Raw genomic sequence first — 16,772 nt, 5'->3', positions numbered from 1 at the left:
CCCTGTTCTTCGGAATGGGGCTTTTTCTTTGTAACACAAAATACAAAATAAACGAAAACCTGTTTTATCTGGTTGTCACCTAAAGATGTAGGAGGTTTTTGTGGAAAAATATGCCCACGTAACCCATTGTAAAGGTGTAACTTGGCAGGTTAATGAAAAGTCTTATATCCAATAACCCCAAACCCAAATTTGTCATGAGATCCGTGCTTTCATTATTGTTTATAGGACTGATTTGGTCTGTGGCTCCTACGTGGTCTCAGCAATCTCCTGTGCAGGTACCTCGCTCGGTTATGCAGGCCATGCGTACCACTACTCCACCGGAAATAGATGGACAAGTGAATGAAGAGGAGTGGGCTCAGGCCATTGTTTTTGATAAGTTTATACAATTTAAGCCGGATGAAGGGAAGCCTGCTTCCGAGCGTACCGAAGCCCGTGTTTTATACGACAATGATGCTCTATACATTGCTGTTGTTTGCTATGACCGGAAACCCGATAGCATCTTGCGCCGTCTCTCGCGGCGCGATCGGTTAGTGGAGTCGGATGGGGTGGGGATTGCGATAGATAGCTATGCAGACCGGAAAACCTCGTTTTTGTTTGTGGTGAACGCGGCGGGCGTGAAGTCGGATGGCTTGTTCCAAAATGATGGAGGAGAGCCAGACATGAACTGGGACGCGCTTTGGGAAGGAATGGCTGCACCACGGCCAGATGGTTGGAGTGTGGAATTTCGGATTCCGTATCAAGCCCTCCGTTTTGCGCCGGGCGAAGTCCAGACATGGGGTATTTTGGTAAACCGCCACATCAGTCGCACGGCCGAGGATGCGATGTCTAACCCCATCCCCAGGTCGGCAACGGGTTTTACCTCCCAATTTGGTACGTTGGAAGGTATCCGAAACATTAACCCAAAAAAGACCCGCTTGGTTACGCCATATGCCTTGGGTGGAGTAACACGCTGGCCCTCGGATGCCGAGCCAGCATGGGAACACGCTTTGGTTCCAGAATATCGTGCCGGACTCGATGCGCAAATCGGAATCACTAGTAAAACGATTCTTACCATGACTGTAAACCCAGATTTTGGGCAGGTTGAGGCCGATCAAGCGCAACTTAATTTAACGGCCTTCGAGACGTTTTTTCCGGAAAAGCGCCCATTCTTTTTGGAGGGCACCGAAATTTTCAGGACGGTGGGTGCATTGGGCGGTGATGGTCCTAGGACGGAGATGTTTTATACGCGGCGCATTGGGCGACGGCCAGAAGGGTACGAAGATTTTCCGGAGGGTTATGATGAATCAAAAGGTAAAATCCGCAGTAATCCGGTGGCTACACCGATTATTGCCGCAGTAAAACTAAGCGGAAAACGGGACAATGGCTTTTCATATGGATTACTGAATGCCCTAACGCCTGCCACTCATAAACGATTGCTTACGGCGGCGGGTCAGGAATTCGTATATCAGACCTCGGCAGCGGGGCGCTATAGTGTGGCCCGCTTTCAGAGCCCACTAAAAGGGGCCGGCTCCTATGTTGGCGGAATTATTACGGGTTTGAATCGTAATGACAGTAGTGAAACAGATGCGTTTTCTGGGGCGTTGGATTTTCGGTACAACACAGATGATTATCGTATTTCTACGGAAGGCGTATTGGCCACAACCCGCCGTCTCACCGAAGAGGGTACTGAACAAGGTCATCATATGCAACTCCGGTATGGCTCGTTCGATCATCCTGCTTTCCTGTGGCAAGTGGGTGTGCAGGGTACATCGAAAGGATTTGATGCCGGAGACATGGGGTTTTCACAAGGAGACAATGACGGCTTTGGGTTTGTATGGACACAATACCGAAATTTAAGTCCCGGCGGGAAGATGCAGCAATTTTCCATTAATGCTGTTACATGGCACTCAAGGGTTTTTCGTCCGAAAAAGATATTTGAACAGGGATTTAACCTCAACCCGCAAATACAATGGAAGAATCAGTGGTTGACCGCGTTTTCATTGAATGTGAATACAGCGGGATATGATCCGTATGAATCACGGGATCATGGCTTATATCGTAAACCACTTAATGCGCAGTTTTTTGGTGTGGTCAGGAGCGACGCCCGAAAGTCTTTCTCCTTTACGGCAAACCCATTGCTTTCCGCAGACCAATTTGGAAAACGGGGCTGGGGTCTTCAGGCTGTGCTAAGCCTAAATGTTGGTTCTGCTACCCAACTCGCTTTGGAACCAGGTGTGAATTTTACCAAAAACGAGACTGGTTTTGCCGACGAGGATAGCTTTCAGGGCGAGACCTATGCCGTTTTTGGTAGGCGCAACGTAGATTATACAAATTTAACCCTGCGCGGTATTCATACCTTTAGACCCAATCTAAGTCTTCAGATGTACGGGCAATATTTTTGGGCACGTGGTGTGTATCAGCGCCTTCAGAAACTACTTGCCGATGGAAAATTGGGGACATTGCCACAGCCTTATTCTGGAAACCCTCATTTTAATTATAGCGAGGTGAACCTAAATGCCATTGCACGCTACGAGTTCAGACCTGGCTCGGTTTTATTCTTGGTTTGGACGCAAAACCGTGCATTAAGTGAGGATAATACCACCATCGGTGGGCTGGATTTTGTTCGGAATACCTTTGAACGTTCATCTGCGAACGTTCTATTGGTAAAGATGTCTTATGCGCTGGGTCATTAAGAATGATAAAAGGTACCACATTTTGAGATACTTTTAATGAAGACGTATTTATATTACTTCTCCTCCGAATTATCTTCATTCATTGTTATGATTCTATGTTCAAGCAGCCTTGCATTTTAGGCGTGTTACTGACCTTTTCTTCTGTCTTATACGGATTTGCGCAACCCAATCGCAACTTAACGGGGACGCACCTGAAGCGGGTCTGGACGACCGCAGACGGCTTGCCCGTAAACCATGCGAACGATGTGGAAGTGGATCGGCAAGGGTTTGTCTGGATTGCAACCGTAGAAGGGCTGGTTCGTTTTGATGGATTTACTTTCTTTGTGTACAATCGGGATAATACTCCTGTGTTGTCGAGTAATCGGATATTATCTATCTTTAAAACGAATGAGGGAATTATTTTCTCGACGCAAGACAATGTTCATTATTTATATCAGAATGGAAAAATTGAAAAATTAAATTTCATCCATCAGCAATACGACCATCGGATTCAGTATCATGAAAAATTAAATCTGCTATATGAGCTTGGATCGAAATCGTTTTCAGTTTATAAATCTGGCATTAAAATATTTAGTATAGCCGGAGATTACTTCAGTCGGGGAGTCTTATCTGATGATGGGGTATATGTTGCCTCTTCAAAAAATATTTCGTTTTATCATTTTCCATCTAATTCTCTCAGAACGATCTATGAGCTTGATAGCGGGTATAAGATTAATCATTTTAGTATTCAAAAAGACCTTACAGCATTTGTGCAAAGAGTTGGTAAAGATGTGATGTGCTTAGAACAGGGTGGGTTAAGAAAAGAAATGAAAAACGTATTTGTGGTAAGAGAAGGGAAGAAAAATTATGTTTCTGAATACGTAAATATTTTCCAAGGGAACCAACTGTTAAAAATGAATCGGTGTAACCCTGTCACTCATTTTGAACTTGATGCGTCTGTAAATCCTTTATTTAGTGCATACTCGCAATTTGTAAGACGAGAAATAGATCAAAAAAATACAGCTTATTATTTTGGCAATTATTTTTATATTAACGATCATAAATTCGATTTTATTAAAAGCCCAATAACCGGTATCATTAAAGATATAAATGGCAATTATCTTGTAACGACAAGTGGTGGAGGACTTTTAATGTATTATACACCTAAAATTAGTAATTGGGCAATAGATTTAGGAGAAGCATCTAATATTTATTCGATATTTCAATTGAATAAAGATGTTTTATTGATAGGGACGAATTTAGGCTATATCTATAAGTTTGATAACAAAACTATGGCGTCGGAACGCTTTGTAAAGCCTTTTAGTGGCGACGACGGCAAACCTTTTAAGGATGCCAACAGCCAAATGTGGCTTATACATGATACCAAACGCTGTAAAGTAAATGCAAAAGGTATTGTGGGTACTTGTTTGCCGCCACTTCCTTTTCAGGGGGTATTTATCATCGAACAGGCCCCTAGCGGCCATTTCTGGGTTGCTACAGGTGAAGGATTATACACAGCCTCGGATTGGAATGGCGCCTGGCAAGAGGTTCGTACAACCGAAGGGGAGGCAATGGATGGGGTTTACCGGATCAGTTTTGTGGATAATGGAGAAGTTTGGTTTGGGCGGCGCGACGATGGGTTGTTTCGTTTTCGGAAGGGGAAGGGTGTACGTGTTTTATCAAAAGAGCATCCGTGTGGAAACCAAACACGGGAAATCATCAGCGATGGTCGTCATCATGTTTGGGTGGGCACGGAGTCTCAAGGAATTTGCCATATTGCATTGTCGGGAAATGGGCAAGTGGGACGTGCTACACAGATCAAAAAACAACACGGCCTTTTTTCTCAGGGAGTCCACCGTATGATAGATGACTATATGGGGCGTTATTGGATGAATTCAAATTTTGGCGTTTTTTGGGTGTCAAAACGGTCTTTATACGACTTTGTGAAGGGGCGGGTAGGCCATGTCTCTTCGGTGGCTTTTGGCGAACGGGATGGCTTGGTGAACCGTGAAGGAAATGGTGGCCGACAAAATTCGGGTATTTACACGATGTCGGGCAAAATACTTTTTCCAACACAGAATGGTATTGTAGAAATTGATCCACGGCAAATCCCTTTCACGACGGCTATACCATCGGTATATCTTGTATCCGTTGACAATCTGGGGAGGCGGTATATGCCCGATGCAATGCTTGCGCTACCTGCCACAGCCCGTGATTTGACGTTTCACTATTCAGCCATCGAAATGGTACAACCCCACAATGTGGTCTTTAGGTATCGTTTGCAGGGTTACGATGAAAGTTGGCGACCAGCTTCGCAAATCCGGTTCGCAAATTACACCAATTTGCGTCATGGTTCCTATACCTTCGAGTTACAAGCAGGCATTGCAGGAAACTTTTCGGGTACTATATTTCAGCAAACTGTTTCTATTGCTCCTTTTTGGTTTGAAACATGGTGGTTTTATGGATTCGTATTGTTTGGGATAGCCTTGTTCGGGAATGGTTGGCTACAATTCCGGACACGGAATATTTCGGCACGAGCACGCGAGTTGGAGGCCAATGTCACCATGCGCACCCTAGAAATAACACATCAACAAGCCCTGCTGAGTCGCCAAAACCGGAGCCTTCAGGAACAGACCGAACAAATACGGCAACAAGCCGCTCAGCTGCAGGAAATAGACAAAGCCAAATCTCGGCTTTTTATCAACTTAGCCCATGAATTCCGGACACCGTTAACTGTGATCTCAACGCCTGTTGAGGCTTATTTGAGGCGAAAAGGGAATCAAGTGTCGGAAGATCAACACCGCCTCTTTGCGTCAATTTTGCGAAATAGCAATCGCTTGTTGGAATTGGTGAATCAACTCTTGGAAATTGCCCGCTTGGAGTCTGGTATGGTTCCTATTCGGTTGGTGGATACCGATTTGCCCGGGTTTGTTCGAGATTGGATTGAGGGACACTTCCGAGAGATGGCTACCGAAAAACACATTCGGATACGCTTCGAGGCCGAGCCTCTTGCCTTCCAAATGGGGGCAGATACCGAAAAATTGGGTACTATTTTGTCTAATTTACTCTCGAATGCCATCAAATTTACGCCGCCAGAAGGCTTGATCTTGGTACAAGTACGAGGCAGTAAGACCGAAGGGTGCCAGATTTGTGTGACTGATTCGGGTGCGGGTATCCCAGAAAACGAAATAAAACGTGTGTTTGATTGGTATTATCGGGCCAGTATGCACGAGATAGACCATTCGGGGACGGGAATTGGGCTTTCGCTCTCGCGGGAACTGGCCTTCGCAATGGGGGGCGATCTGGTTGCCACCAGTAAATTGGGCGAAGGGGCACGTTTTTGCCTGTCATTACCCTTTGTATTGGGAACAAGTCCGAGGAAAATAGAGCCGGAACCCTTTTGGACACCCCAAGAAATGGGGGCTCCTTCTCAAAACGCCGATCTACCGTTGGTGTTGATTGTGGAAGACCAAAAAGAAATTGCAACATTGATTGCCGATGGACTTGCAGAAGAATATCGTACAATTTGGGCTGAAAATGGCGCGGTGGCCTTAAAACTCTTAGATGAACACTTGCCCGATTTGATCATTGCAGATGTGATGATGCCTATTATGGATGGATGGCGATTTGTGCAACATGTACGAAATCGGCCTATTGGCGCAAACTTGCCTATTGTCATGCTTACAGCCCGCGCCGACGAAGATGGACACCGTAGCAGTCTGAAATATGGGGCAGATGTATATTTCAAAAAGCCTTTTGTAATGGATGTCTTGCTGTTGCAAATACACAACTTATTGGGGCAACGCAAAGAATTGGCACGGAAACTCCGGATGCAATGGTTGGCCGAACAAGCCCCAAAAACGGATATAGCCTTACCAGAAGATGAAAATGCGGTGTTTTTACAGACATACGAAAAAGCCCTGACCGATCAATTAGGCAATCCAGATTTTGATGCAGATCAATTGGCTGACATCCTGATGATGAGCAGGGCAAAACTCTTCCAAAAAGTCAAACAACTCACCAATGAAACCCCGACCCATCAATTAAATCGAATGCGAATGGAAGAGGCATTACGTCTTTTGGAAAAGGGGGTTAGTGTTACCGAAGTGGCCTTTGCTGTAGGGTATCATAGCCTGGCGGGGTTTTCTAAGGCGTTTAAGGCCAAATATGGTATTTCGCCTTCGGAGTTTAGAAAAAACACGTTTAGCAAGACCGATCATTCAGCGTAAGATGAAGAGGGACTTTAGTTAGCGTAAGTATTTAAGAGGTCTCGGCTTCTCTTTCCAAGCCCTTACGCAAAGAAGCAAAAGAGAGTCCGTAATATGCATCCTTCTACGAAACACCACGCCCTATACACAACGCCCTTGTAATATCTCACCGATGCCGACGGCAACAAGGTTTTGATGGTGTTATCTTTACAATATTCTGATTGGCTGTATTGATAAATAAAAGGGTATATTTTTGAGATGTGTAGTTTCACTGTGTTGTGTGGCTCATTTTTTAATTATTTATTTTGTAACGATATGAGAAATTGGATTTTTTGGATTGTGGTGGTCTTTGGCCTCTGTACGCTGCCGATTGGAGTACACGCACAGAGCCGTTTTACCATCAGTGGCTATGTGGAGGATGCCGAGAGCGGTGAAAAGCTCATTGGAGCCACCATCTATGCACCAGAACTGAAGGCGGGTACAGTAGCCAATAAATATGGGTTTTATAGCCTTACCTTGCCTGCCTCAGAGGTGGTAAAAATTGTGGTATCGTTTGTGGGCTACAAAGTACAAATCCTACATATTTCAAACCGGAAAGATGTGGTGATGAATATCCGACTCACGCCCGAACCGACCTCTAACGAGACCGAAATTGTGGGTGAACGGGTAGAAAATATCATCCAATCTACCCGGATGGGTACCATAGATGTGCCAATTGAGCAAATCCGAAAAGTGCCAGCCATTTTAGGAGAACGCGATCTATTAAAGGCCATTCAACTCCTTCCAGGTGTAAAAGGGGGAACGGAAGGCTCCTCCGGGTTGTATGTGCGTGGTGGTGGCCCAGACCAAAACCTGATCCTCTTAGACGGTGCGCCTGTCTATAATGCCAGTCACCTTTTTGGCTTTTTCTCAGTGTTTAATACCGATGCCATACAACACGTAGAACTTACTAAAGGGGGGTTCCCTGCACGATATGGTGGTCGTCTTTCTTCTGTTTTAGATATTAGTATGAAGGAAGGGAATTTACGGGAGTGGCAAGCAGATGGCGGGGTGGGCATTATCTCTTCGCGGCTTACCGTACAGGGTCCACTGATCAAAGACAAAATGAGCGTGTTGGTATCGGGACGGCGGACCTATGCGGATGTGCTGGCGCGACCTATCATTCGATCGCTAAATGCAAGAGGCGAAGGGCCGGGTGGGGAGGTAGGGTATTATTTTTATGACCTGAATGCCAAACTAAATTATATCATCTCCCCTAAAGACCGGGTTTATTTGAGTACGTACTCTGGTAAAGACCATGCTTATACGAATATTATCCAAAATAATGAATTGGACAATCTTGCGCTGGGTTTAAGTATATCCACCTCCGAAAGTACCAAGGGCGATTTGAAATGGGGTAATCAAACCACAACATTTCGCTGGAATCACTTGTTCTCTAAGCAACTTTTTGCGAATACCATGATGACGTACTCGGATTATACCTTTAATATAGACCTCGGATATGAATATAAACGATCCGAAAATGGCAAATTGATCGAGCGAGATTATCAACGGGCTCAATATCTTTCTGGGATTACAGATAAAAGTGCGCGAATAGATTTTGACTATCTGCCAATTCCGGCACACGCCATTAAGTTTGGAGCATTGGGGATATGGCACGCATACCGCCCCGGAGCGGCCAGTCTGCGAACAGAAGAAACCGGTGTCGCTCCCAGAGATACTACCTTAGCCCCGAAAACTACGCTTACAAAAGCCACAGAATTGGCGGCTTATATAGAGGATGATTGGGCGATTTCGGAGAAAATGAAGTTCAATGTGGGCTTACATGCCTCTGGATTTCAGGTAGGGAAAACATTTTATCCATCTCTTCAGCCGCGTTTTGCATTTCGGTATTTAACGGGAGCTTATGCCTTTAAAGCCTCTTTTGTGACAATGCGGCAATACGTCCACCTTTTGGCCAATAGTGGGGTAGGACTTCCAACCGATCTTTGGTTGCCAGCAACCGAACGGGTGAAGCCACAATCGGCGTGGCAAGCGGCTTTAGGCATCTCACGTGTGTTTTCGGAAGCAGGCATCGAAGCCAGTATCGAGGGCTATTATAAACCTATGAAAAACTTGATCGAGTACAAAGTAGGGGCAAACTTCCTGAACGATCCCACTACCGATTGGCAAGACAAGGTGGAAATTGGCAATGGCGAAGCATATGGTTTGGAGTTCTTTCTCCAAAAGAAAACGGGGCGAACCAGCGGATGGATCGGTTATACGCTTTCGTGGAGTAATCGGACATTTCCCAATCTGAACAATGGGCTCACATTCCCTTATCGCTACGATCGGCGGCATGATCTCGCCGTAGTAGTGAGTCATAAAATATCGGAAAAAGCAGATTTTGCCTTTAACTGGGTCTATGGTTCGGGAAATGCCGTAACATTAGCACAAGCCCGCTTTCGAGGGATGGATCAGTTGCCCGGAGACCCCATTGGGCTTGTCGGAGGAGGATTTAGGGGCCAGTTGCACGATCTGCGTATGGTGCTTACGGATTATGGGAGCCGGAATGGATACAGAACAACCGCCATGCACCGATTGGATGTAGCCCTCAATATTCATCGCAATAAGTCTATGGCTTTTTTGGGTAATCGCATACGGACGTGGACGTTTGGCGCGTACAATGCCTATAACCACAAAAACCCATTTTATATCTATTTGTCCACAAGATATGAATTTCCGGATGGGTTTTTCGGAGAACCAAAAATGACGACGCAATACCGACAAGTGAGTATTGTTCCTGTTATTCCTTCTATTTCTTATACCTTTAAAATATAATTGGTTACATCATGAAATATATCTTCTTGATAATAGGTCCTTTCTTATTCTGGGGGTGCGACTTCGAGCAAGTGGTGGACATTAATATCCCGCTAAAACCCCAATTGGTGCTCAATGGAGCCCTGAACCCAGACAGTAGCTTGACCATCCAACTGTCGAAAAACACCAATTCGGTTGGCGAGCATAAGATGCCGGAATTTGTACAGAATGCAACCGTTACGGCATGGGAAGATGGCGTAATAGTGGGGAATATGAAGTGGATAGGTGTGGAAGGGCGATATCGTTTGGAAAATGTATATCCGCAGGCCGGAAAAACCTACCGGATTAAGGCAAGTGCCGCTGGTTTTCCGGATGTTGAGGCTGAAACGACTATTCCTAAACCAATTCAACTAAGTGCCAATATCGTTATGCAAGGACAGAATGCGACCCTGAAACTGGTGCTTACAGATGTGCAGGAAGAAATAAATTATTACATGCTGGCAGCCTATACGTATCACCCCGAAACAACTTTGTCTGGGTCAGATGGTGGCCCGAGGACGTTGCCAGCGAGTATTGGCTGGGCGAATTGTTCCGTCAAAGCCTCTTTTCTCCCCGCGTCCTCGTTTGAATTAGAGGGAATGGGGCAATATTGCAGTGGCCGCAGGATGTTGTTTAGCGATGTACTTATGAAAGCAAAAGAAAACCCATTTGAGATATTGCTTTCGGAGTTAGACCAAAGGGACGGAGTAAAAACCTGTGTAGTTGTGGCGGCCATTCCCAAGATATTGATAGACTATGATGCCACCACGTATAACAACAACTCCGATCTTGGCTTGTTTAGCGAGCCAATGAATGTGTTAGGCAACGTAAAAGGTGGGCTTGGTCTATTAATCAGTTATAATGGGGTTCGGTACGATATTTAATGGATCAAAATTTTAACTGGATGCTCAAACTTGGGTTACCATCGGGCGCGGAGAATTGAACCATTGTTTTATTGGCTTTTCTTACCCCTCTGGAAGCCGAAATAGCCGAAAATAAGCGGTTTCCTACTAAAAGCCCAGTAAATAAAATCCGTTGTCGGCGCATGGCTTCTGCTTGATCGCGAAGAGTGGAGTACTGTGCCCTTGCCTCAGTACTGCTCCAAGCCCAGGCATTTTCGGGGTCTTTCGCAGCCTCAAGTTGCCCCCATCGGCGGGCCAGTTCCAGAGCAAAGACATAATCTTCGCTACGGTCGTAATTGCCAATGCGTACCATAAACGCTCGGTCTTTATCCACCAAAGATATCCCTGCTTGGATTTGGGCGTGGTTATAAGATGCTTGCGTATAGTAGTTGTGTCGCCGTAAAGAGCTAATAAACCCAAGCCATAATCCAGCATCGGCGGCAATAAAGGCCGAGGCCTTTCCCTTCCAAGAACCATTCTGGAGGTATTGTTGCCCCCAACCTGGTAATAGCAAACTTTTGGCAAAAGCCTCACTGCTTTTTTTGGTGGCTTGCGCTTCGATGTCAGGAGCATAAACCAACGACAAGAGGAGCACCACAAATGTACCCCAAAAAGAGTGTTTTCTCATTAAAAACCTAGTTTTTTCTTATTGCCCGTATCGGTAAATCGCTCTGGATGAGGGAACTTTTCTTCCCATTCTTCCCGTAATAAGCCCATGAGCATGAGATCGCCATGTTTTCCACCCGAATACGCCAAATGCCTTAGACAACCCTCTTCCTTATACCCTAATTTGTTGTGTAAGGAAATGCCTGCGTCGTTGGTGGATAAGGTGGCAATGGTTACTTTATGATACCGCAACTCCTCAAAGAAATAACGGAGAATTAGTCCGATCGCATCTGTGGCATAGCCCTTTTGTCTAAACTCGCGCTCAACAAATACTTCGTATGAAAAAGTCCCAACACGACGATCACAGGCAACGGTCGTAATCCCCCCCACCACTTCTTTGTTGTTGTCTTCGATCAAAAACCGATAATTATCGTCGTCCAAAGGGGCCGTATTGTGGCGTTCAATGAGGTGTTTTTGCCATGTTTTGGCCACAAGAGGAGGAAGTAGGTCCAATTGGCGCATTGCTTCGCTGTCATTTCGCCAGTCAATTAGGATATCGGTATCTTCGGTGTCTATTTCCCGAAGGCGAATTTTTTTGGTTTGCCAGAAACTCATGGTATTTTGCGGAATAGTTGGAACGGAGGAAGAAAACAAGATACACAAAACACCTGTTTGATTTGGTATAAATCCTGCTGATTTTTTATTGTTCGACGAAAGTCTGGTCGTGTTTTGCGACCCTAGGCCCATAACGTTTTTTTCATTGAGTGGGCCGCCGTTGGGGACACTTTCGCAACGGTGGATATGGGTATATACGGTCTAAACAAAGAAAGTGGCCTAAAGGTGCCAGCCGATAGACCACTTTCCCCCTTATCCGCAATGTTTTCTTTCCTCTATACGCAGGCTCCGTTTTAATTGAAAAAATATGGGTTAGCTATTGTCAGCGATTCTTTAGGATGCAGCACGGAATGTACTGTCGGTATGTAGTGACACAGGAATTTTGGCTCCCGGTGATGGGGGGTGGTTTTCTTTATTACGAACCGGAAGGGAAAGGGGGGTAGGAGCAAAACCATGAAGGGTATAGGTAAGGTTCTGGATTGTTCCCTTTCTCGTTTTGGAACCGCCAAGTAATGTACTAAGCAGTTGATTGTATTCGCCTTCTGTTTGTGGAATGTGTTGCAAAGAGCGGCTATACCGCATTACGGTATTGCTCATTTCGGGAGTGACTTCCAGCACTAAGCGTGGCGAGGCAATATCCTGTACGTCTTCCAATACATTTCGTACCAACGAGGCGATGCATTCGGCAAAGAAATCGTTCTTTTTGGTATTGGTAGAAAGTGCCAGTGAGCGACGTATCGAAACAGGCGGCACAAAGTTGTGCAATTCCCGATCATAGGAGGGTGGGTGAAGTGCTGTAAAGACAATTCTGCCTTCTTCGCCATATCGGCTGATCCAGTATTCCAAAGTCCAGTCTATGACCATACCTAAGGTCGGGTTACCGTCGGCCTCTAATCGGTCTAAAATTTCGGTATTAAATAGCCATGCACGTAATACATCTATGCTACAGGTTGCCAAAAAGTCACGTCCCATGCCTTCTGGAATATCGGTTAGTTGTCCGGGGAGGCTATACATGGCCGCAAATTTTGCAGTGGATAAATTTTCTCCGCATCCCACCCTTGCATGGAGTTGTTCGGCCAAATCTACCGCTTCTTGAGAAGTTAAGTACCGGAAAACTAATTGCCCAGGTGCAATCGGATACATAAAAGGGGTTAGGGCATAAACCTCCTGAATCGCTTCGTGCCATACACGGGTGCATTCAACTGGATCCAAAGCCGTAAAGAGGGCGTCGGGAAAACGGGATATTGCTTCGTCTAAAGGGGTTCCGGCCATAAGCCCAGCCTCGGCCAGATCGGGCGTTCGTGAGACAATTCGGTTTCGCTGAAAAACAGCAGTTTCATGGGTGCGGCTATGTTGGCGGGCGGTGACCCAGGCCGGGAAATCTTGAATGTAGAGGTAACCGATCATTTTGGTATGGGCTTGTGGTTGATTGCTGGCCCCATTTTACGGCAAGAAAAATCTATACACAATAGTTACACATATGTATTTTGTATTTTGTGGATAAGAAATTGTCTAAAGGAATTTTTATTAACACCCGTTTGTCGTTGAAAAAACTATACTTGGGAACAGGAAATTAATATAGTGACTAACATGTTATCCACATATGTATAAAAAAATGTTGCCCTTTTGAAATTTGAAAGGTGTTTATTTGTACTTTGGTCTAAAACAAGATACACAAATGAAATTAGACGTTCTGGCACTTGCTGCTCATCCAGATGATATTGAACTTTCCTGCGGCGGTACGGTGTGCCTGCTGGTTAAACAGGGGTACCGTGTGGGGGTTGTGGACTTTACGCGGGGCGAATTGGGTTCTCGTGGAACCCCTGAACTTCGTGCTTTAGAAGCGGCAGAAGCCTCAGAGGTGATGGGCATACATGCGCGGGAGAACCTAGGTATTCCGGATGGCCATATCGAGAATACTCCTGAAAATCGTCTAAAAGTTATTGAAGTACTGCGTCGGTATAGACCCCATCTTGTCTTGGTGAATGCGCCTAAAGACCGCCATCCCGATCACCCTAATGCTGCCGTTTTGTCTTTGGAGGCTATTTTTTATGCCGGACTTCGTAAGATTATAACGCACGAAAAAGACGGGACCGAGCAAGTACCGTGGCGACCGAGCCATGTCCTCCACTATTTTCAATCGGTTATGGAAGAGATGGAGCCAACCTTGGTGGTGGATGTGACCGAGGTGTGGGAACAACGTGTGGCGGCCATGCAGGCTTTTCGGTCGCAGTTCTGGTCGAAGGCGTATAATCCAAGCGCCGATGAGCCGGAAACATTCATTTCTTCGCCAGCTTTCATGGAGTGGCTTGAGGCGCGCGCGCGCACCTTTGGTTATCGGATTGGGGCAAAATATGCAGAACCTTTTTTATATCACAATGGGCCTATTGGCGTGAAGGACTTGATGGAGACCCTGACCGCCGAAAAGCCATATTGATCAAGGGGTGTCCCAGAGGTCAGAGGTCAGCCCTTTTTGTTTACGAATATGGAGCATTTCTATATGTGCGATAGCGTCTGCTACATCATGGACAATAAAATGGGCGAGTGTTTCGTAACGCTCAGACCGCCCATATCCGGTAAGTACCAGCAAAGACATCATACCCAAGGCACGCCCGGCTTCGATATCCGTATTCCGGTCTCCGATAACAAAGGAATGCTTTGGATCTAACCCCCATTCTTCGATTGCCCTCTCAAACATGCCAGTACCTGGCTTACGGTCTGGGTGGTCTTTCCGATATGCTTCCACGCTGCCCTCCGGATGATACGGCGAGTAATAGAAGGCATCAATATGGGCATTTATTTCCTCTAGTTGGCTTTGCATAAAAGCGTGTAATTGCAAGACTTCTTTCTCCTCATAATAACCACGGGCAATGCCTGCTTGGTTGGTCACCACAATAACGGCATAGCCATTTTCATTAAGCCAGCGAATGGCTTCCGGCGTACCTTCAATCCAACGGAAGTCCTCGATCCGGTGCAGATATTGCACCTCTTCATTCAGGGTTCCGTCACGATCAAAAAAAACGGCTGGGCGCTTTCCGGTGCGTAAAGGGGAATATTGGTGGGGGGGGGGGAGGTCTGATGTTGCTTCGGCGTCCGACCACGACTCGCTAAATTCCTCGAACAGCCGTGCCAGTTTTTCGTTTTCCCAATTTTCCATCGGTTACATCATATTAAGGAGGGGGTGATGGGACTGGATCAAGATGTCTTGTACCTCATAAGTTTGGGTGTCTGGAAGGTAGGTACGTTCCCAAAAATGTAACAATCCTTGGTGGTCTGCTTGTAAAACTGAGTTTACCCGAGTTCCATAGGCTGGAGACCGGATGCACATGGCCGAGAGTACCCGTTCCCATTCTTGGGAAACCCCTGTTTGAGGTAAATCTTCGTCTGGGTAGATGGTTTCATCTTCAAGTAGCGCAAGAAAGTGCGCTGGTTTGGGTGCTTCTTTGTGCAAAATGTCTGCAAAACGACTTCGTCCTATGACTACTTTGGGCCAAGGCGTATTTAGTGCGGCATTTGACAGACCATAAATTCCGGATTGAAGTTTGATGGGTATAGACAAAGAGGTCTTTTGCCCATGATGTAAGTACCAGATTTCGGGAACACCTCTTTCGTTTTTGAGCAATCCCACCAATAGATTGAAGCCATTATACCGATTCAGCGTAGGAACCACTTCCTCTAAATATGCTAAAGGATGTTTATCACTTGTCAGAAAATCCGATACCACTGTCCCTCGTGTAGGAGCATTTGGGGTCAGGTTATTGAGGTCTCGGTAATTGGTGAGGGTGGCAAAACGCCCAGATTTTGTAATGCCCAGCCACGTCCCCCCACCTGCCAAATCGCGTCCGCCGTAAACATTCGGAAATTCGGGCCACCATCCGGCAGGTTGGGTAGCGCGTTTATAAAACTCATCTCGGTTTCCTGCCAGAACAAAGGGGAATTGGGGGTGTTGTCCTATTGCGAGCAATAAAGTACACATTTTGAAACCTATTTGGCGAAAGGTTTGCTCCTGTTGTATATCCTCATAAAGCTATCATGTAAAATAGGGAATTTGGAGTGCTCTTTTTTAATAAATTAATTGATTATGAAAAGGGAATGGTGTAAGTTAAAGATTGCAATGCTGTACGAATACCATAATGCTCAAAAGAGAACAAGCCCTTCCTTTCGGGCGGGCTTGTGGGCAGCTAATGATACGGATCCAACAGGAACCTAAGGGTGACCCCTAATAAAGCGGAAGGAGTAGGATGAGGGGCGAGCACCATGTATCACTTTCTCAGGCCTTTTATGTTAATACACGAATAGCTTAAATATAGCGACATCGCTGGCGAACAATCCATCACCAAAAATACCTCGCCACATGTATAGTTCCGATCAAATCGAAAACTTGCTTAAGGCCATGAATGAGGGAGACCTTAAAGCAAGAGATGCCTTGTTTAAATTGGTCTATCAGGAATTGGGCCATATTGCACGCGCCAATCTTCGGAATTGGCGTGCCGCTCATCCAACGATTGATACCCGTGCCTTGGTACACGAAACCTTTTTAAAACTCACTTCTGGCAAATCCCCCGATTGGCAGGGGCGGGCACATTTTTATAATGCAGTGGCAAAAGCCATGCGTCAAATTATTCTCAATTATGTCCGCGACAAACAAGCTGGCAAACGCAATGGGGTGAACGAGTCTGTTTGGGAATTGGATGAACAACTGGAGTTGATGGTAGCTGATGCGCCGGAACGTATCGAAGCCCTGAATGAAGCGCTGAAACTGCTCGAAAAAACAGATAAACGATGCTTCGACGTTGTGAATTATCGTTTTTTCCTTGGGTTAGACATTGGGGAAACGGCTGAATTGTTGGGGATAAACCCCCGAACGGTTAACCGAGACTGGTCTTTTTCGCGGGCATGGCTCGAAGCACGAATCGAAGAAATTTTATCACCCACGTCCTGATCCACGTTTC

General features: G+C 45.9%; 11 protein-coding genes. 6 read left to right on the top strand and 5 right to left on the bottom strand.

Going from position 1 to position 16,772, the window contains the following annotated elements; genetic code table 11:
• The first annotated feature begins 194 nt into the window (after nt 1-194).
• The 4 genes from JNN12_12805 (at nt 195) to JNN12_12790 (ending at nt 10,581) form a co-directional block, all read left to right on the top strand.
• The gene (locus JNN12_12805) at nt 195-2,672 is read left to right on the top strand and encodes a carbohydrate binding family 9 domain-containing protein (GenBank protein MBL7979212.1); all 2,478 of its coding nucleotides are present in this window, start codon (nt 195-197) and stop codon (nt 2,670-2,672) included.
• Between the two features lie 95 nt (nt 2,673-2,767).
• The gene (locus JNN12_12800) at nt 2,768-6,880 is read left to right on the top strand and encodes a helix-turn-helix domain-containing protein (GenBank protein MBL7979211.1); all 4,113 of its coding nucleotides are present in this window, start codon (nt 2,768-2,770) and stop codon (nt 6,878-6,880) included.
• A 294-nt stretch (nt 6,881-7,174) separates the two neighbouring features.
• Nucleotides 7,175-9,679 carry a TonB-dependent receptor plug domain-containing protein gene (locus JNN12_12795; GenBank protein MBL7979210.1) on the top strand — a complete coding sequence of 835 codons (2,505 nt, stop codon included), beginning with the start codon at nt 7,175-7,177 and terminating at the stop codon, nt 9,677-9,679.
• An 11-nt stretch (nt 9,680-9,690) separates the two neighbouring features.
• Nucleotides 9,691-10,581, top strand: coding sequence for a DUF4249 domain-containing protein (locus tag JNN12_12790; protein MBL7979209.1), 891 nt, complete (start codon nt 9,691-9,693; stop codon nt 10,579-10,581).
• Nucleotides 10,582-10,585: 4 nt separating this feature from the next.
• On the opposite strand, the gene JNN12_12785 is transcribed toward JNN12_12790, so the two are convergent.
• From JNN12_12785 to JNN12_12775, 3 genes are all read right to left on the bottom strand, one after another.
• Nucleotides 10,586-11,227, bottom strand: a complete 642-nt coding sequence (locus JNN12_12785; protein MBL7979208.1) for a hypothetical protein — start codon at nt 11,225-11,227, stop codon at nt 10,586-10,588.
• Nucleotides 11,227-11,820 carry a GNAT family N-acetyltransferase gene (locus JNN12_12780; GenBank protein ID MBL7979207.1) on the bottom strand — a complete coding sequence of 198 codons (594 nt, stop codon included), beginning with the start codon at nt 11,818-11,820 and terminating at the stop codon, nt 11,227-11,229. The genes JNN12_12785 and JNN12_12780 overlap by 1 nt, the downstream gene beginning before the upstream one ends.
• Nucleotides 11,821-12,153: 333 nt before the next feature.
• A complete protein-coding gene (locus JNN12_12775; GenBank protein ID MBL7979206.1) occupies nt 12,154-13,227 on the bottom strand; it encodes a hypothetical protein in 1,074 nt (357 codons plus the stop codon).
• Between the two features lie 271 nt (nt 13,228-13,498).
• Between JNN12_12775 and bshB1 the strand changes: the two genes are divergently transcribed.
• Nucleotides 13,499-14,257, top strand: a complete 759-nt coding sequence (bshB1, locus tag JNN12_12770) for a bacillithiol biosynthesis deacetylase BshB1 (protein MBL7979205.1) — start codon at nt 13,499-13,501, stop codon at nt 14,255-14,257.
• Here bshB1 and JNN12_12765 read toward each other — a convergent pair whose 3' ends face one another.
• Nucleotides 14,258-14,977 carry an HAD family hydrolase gene (locus JNN12_12765; protein ID MBL7979204.1) on the bottom strand — a complete coding sequence of 240 codons (720 nt, stop codon included), beginning with the start codon at nt 14,975-14,977 and terminating at the stop codon, nt 14,258-14,260.
• Between the two features lie 3 nt (nt 14,978-14,980).
• Nucleotides 14,981-15,796 carry an NRDE family protein gene (locus tag JNN12_12760; protein ID MBL7979203.1) on the bottom strand — a complete coding sequence of 272 codons (816 nt, stop codon included), beginning with the start codon at nt 15,794-15,796 and terminating at the stop codon, nt 14,981-14,983.
• A 378-nt stretch (nt 15,797-16,174) separates the two neighbouring features.
• Between JNN12_12760 and JNN12_12755 the strand changes: the two genes are divergently transcribed.
• A complete protein-coding gene (locus JNN12_12755; protein MBL7979202.1) occupies nt 16,175-16,762 on the top strand; it encodes a sigma-70 family RNA polymerase sigma factor in 588 nt (195 codons plus the stop codon).
• Nucleotides 16,763-16,772 lie beyond the last annotated feature (10 nt).

This window comes from Bacteroidetes Order II. bacterium, from assembly GCA_016788705.1.
Classification (GTDB): Bacteria; Bacteroidota; Rhodothermia; order Rhodothermales; family UBA2364; genus UBA2364.
This window is presented reverse-complemented; position numbering and strand designations above follow the sequence as displayed.

Bases quoted from the DNA above. Each gene is read 5' to 3' on its own strand.
- JNN12_12795 (MBL7979210.1), top strand. From the start codon at position 7,175: ATGAGAAATTGGATTTTTTGGATTGTGGTGGTCTTTGGCCTCTGTACG.
- JNN12_12790 (MBL7979209.1), top strand. From the start codon at position 9,691: ATGAAATATATCTTCTTGATAATAGGTCCTTTCTTATTCTGGGGGTGC.
- JNN12_12780 (MBL7979207.1), bottom strand. From the start codon at position 11,820: ATGAGTTTCTGGCAAACCAAAAAAATTCGCCTTCGGGAAATAGACACC.
- JNN12_12775 (MBL7979206.1), bottom strand. From the start codon at position 13,227: ATGATCGGTTACCTCTACATTCAAGATTTCCCGGCCTGGGTCACCGCC.
- JNN12_12765 (MBL7979204.1), bottom strand. From the start codon at position 14,977: ATGGAAAATTGGGAAAACGAAAAACTGGCACGGCTGTTCGAGGAATTT.
- JNN12_12800 (MBL7979211.1), top strand. From the start codon at position 2,768: ATGTTCAAGCAGCCTTGCATTTTAGGCGTGTTACTGACCTTTTCTTCT.
- JNN12_12785 (MBL7979208.1), bottom strand. From the start codon at position 11,227: ATGAGAAAACACTCTTTTTGGGGTACATTTGTGGTGCTCCTCTTGTCG.
- JNN12_12755 (MBL7979202.1), top strand. From the start codon at position 16,175: ATGTATAGTTCCGATCAAATCGAAAACTTGCTTAAGGCCATGAATGAG.
- JNN12_12760 (MBL7979203.1), bottom strand. From the start codon at position 15,796: ATGTGTACTTTATTGCTCGCAATAGGACAACACCCCCAATTCCCCTTT.
- bshB1 (MBL7979205.1), top strand. From the start codon at position 13,499: ATGAAATTAGACGTTCTGGCACTTGCTGCTCATCCAGATGATATTGAA.
- JNN12_12805 (MBL7979212.1), top strand. From the start codon at position 195: ATGAGATCCGTGCTTTCATTATTGTTTATAGGACTGATTTGGTCTGTG.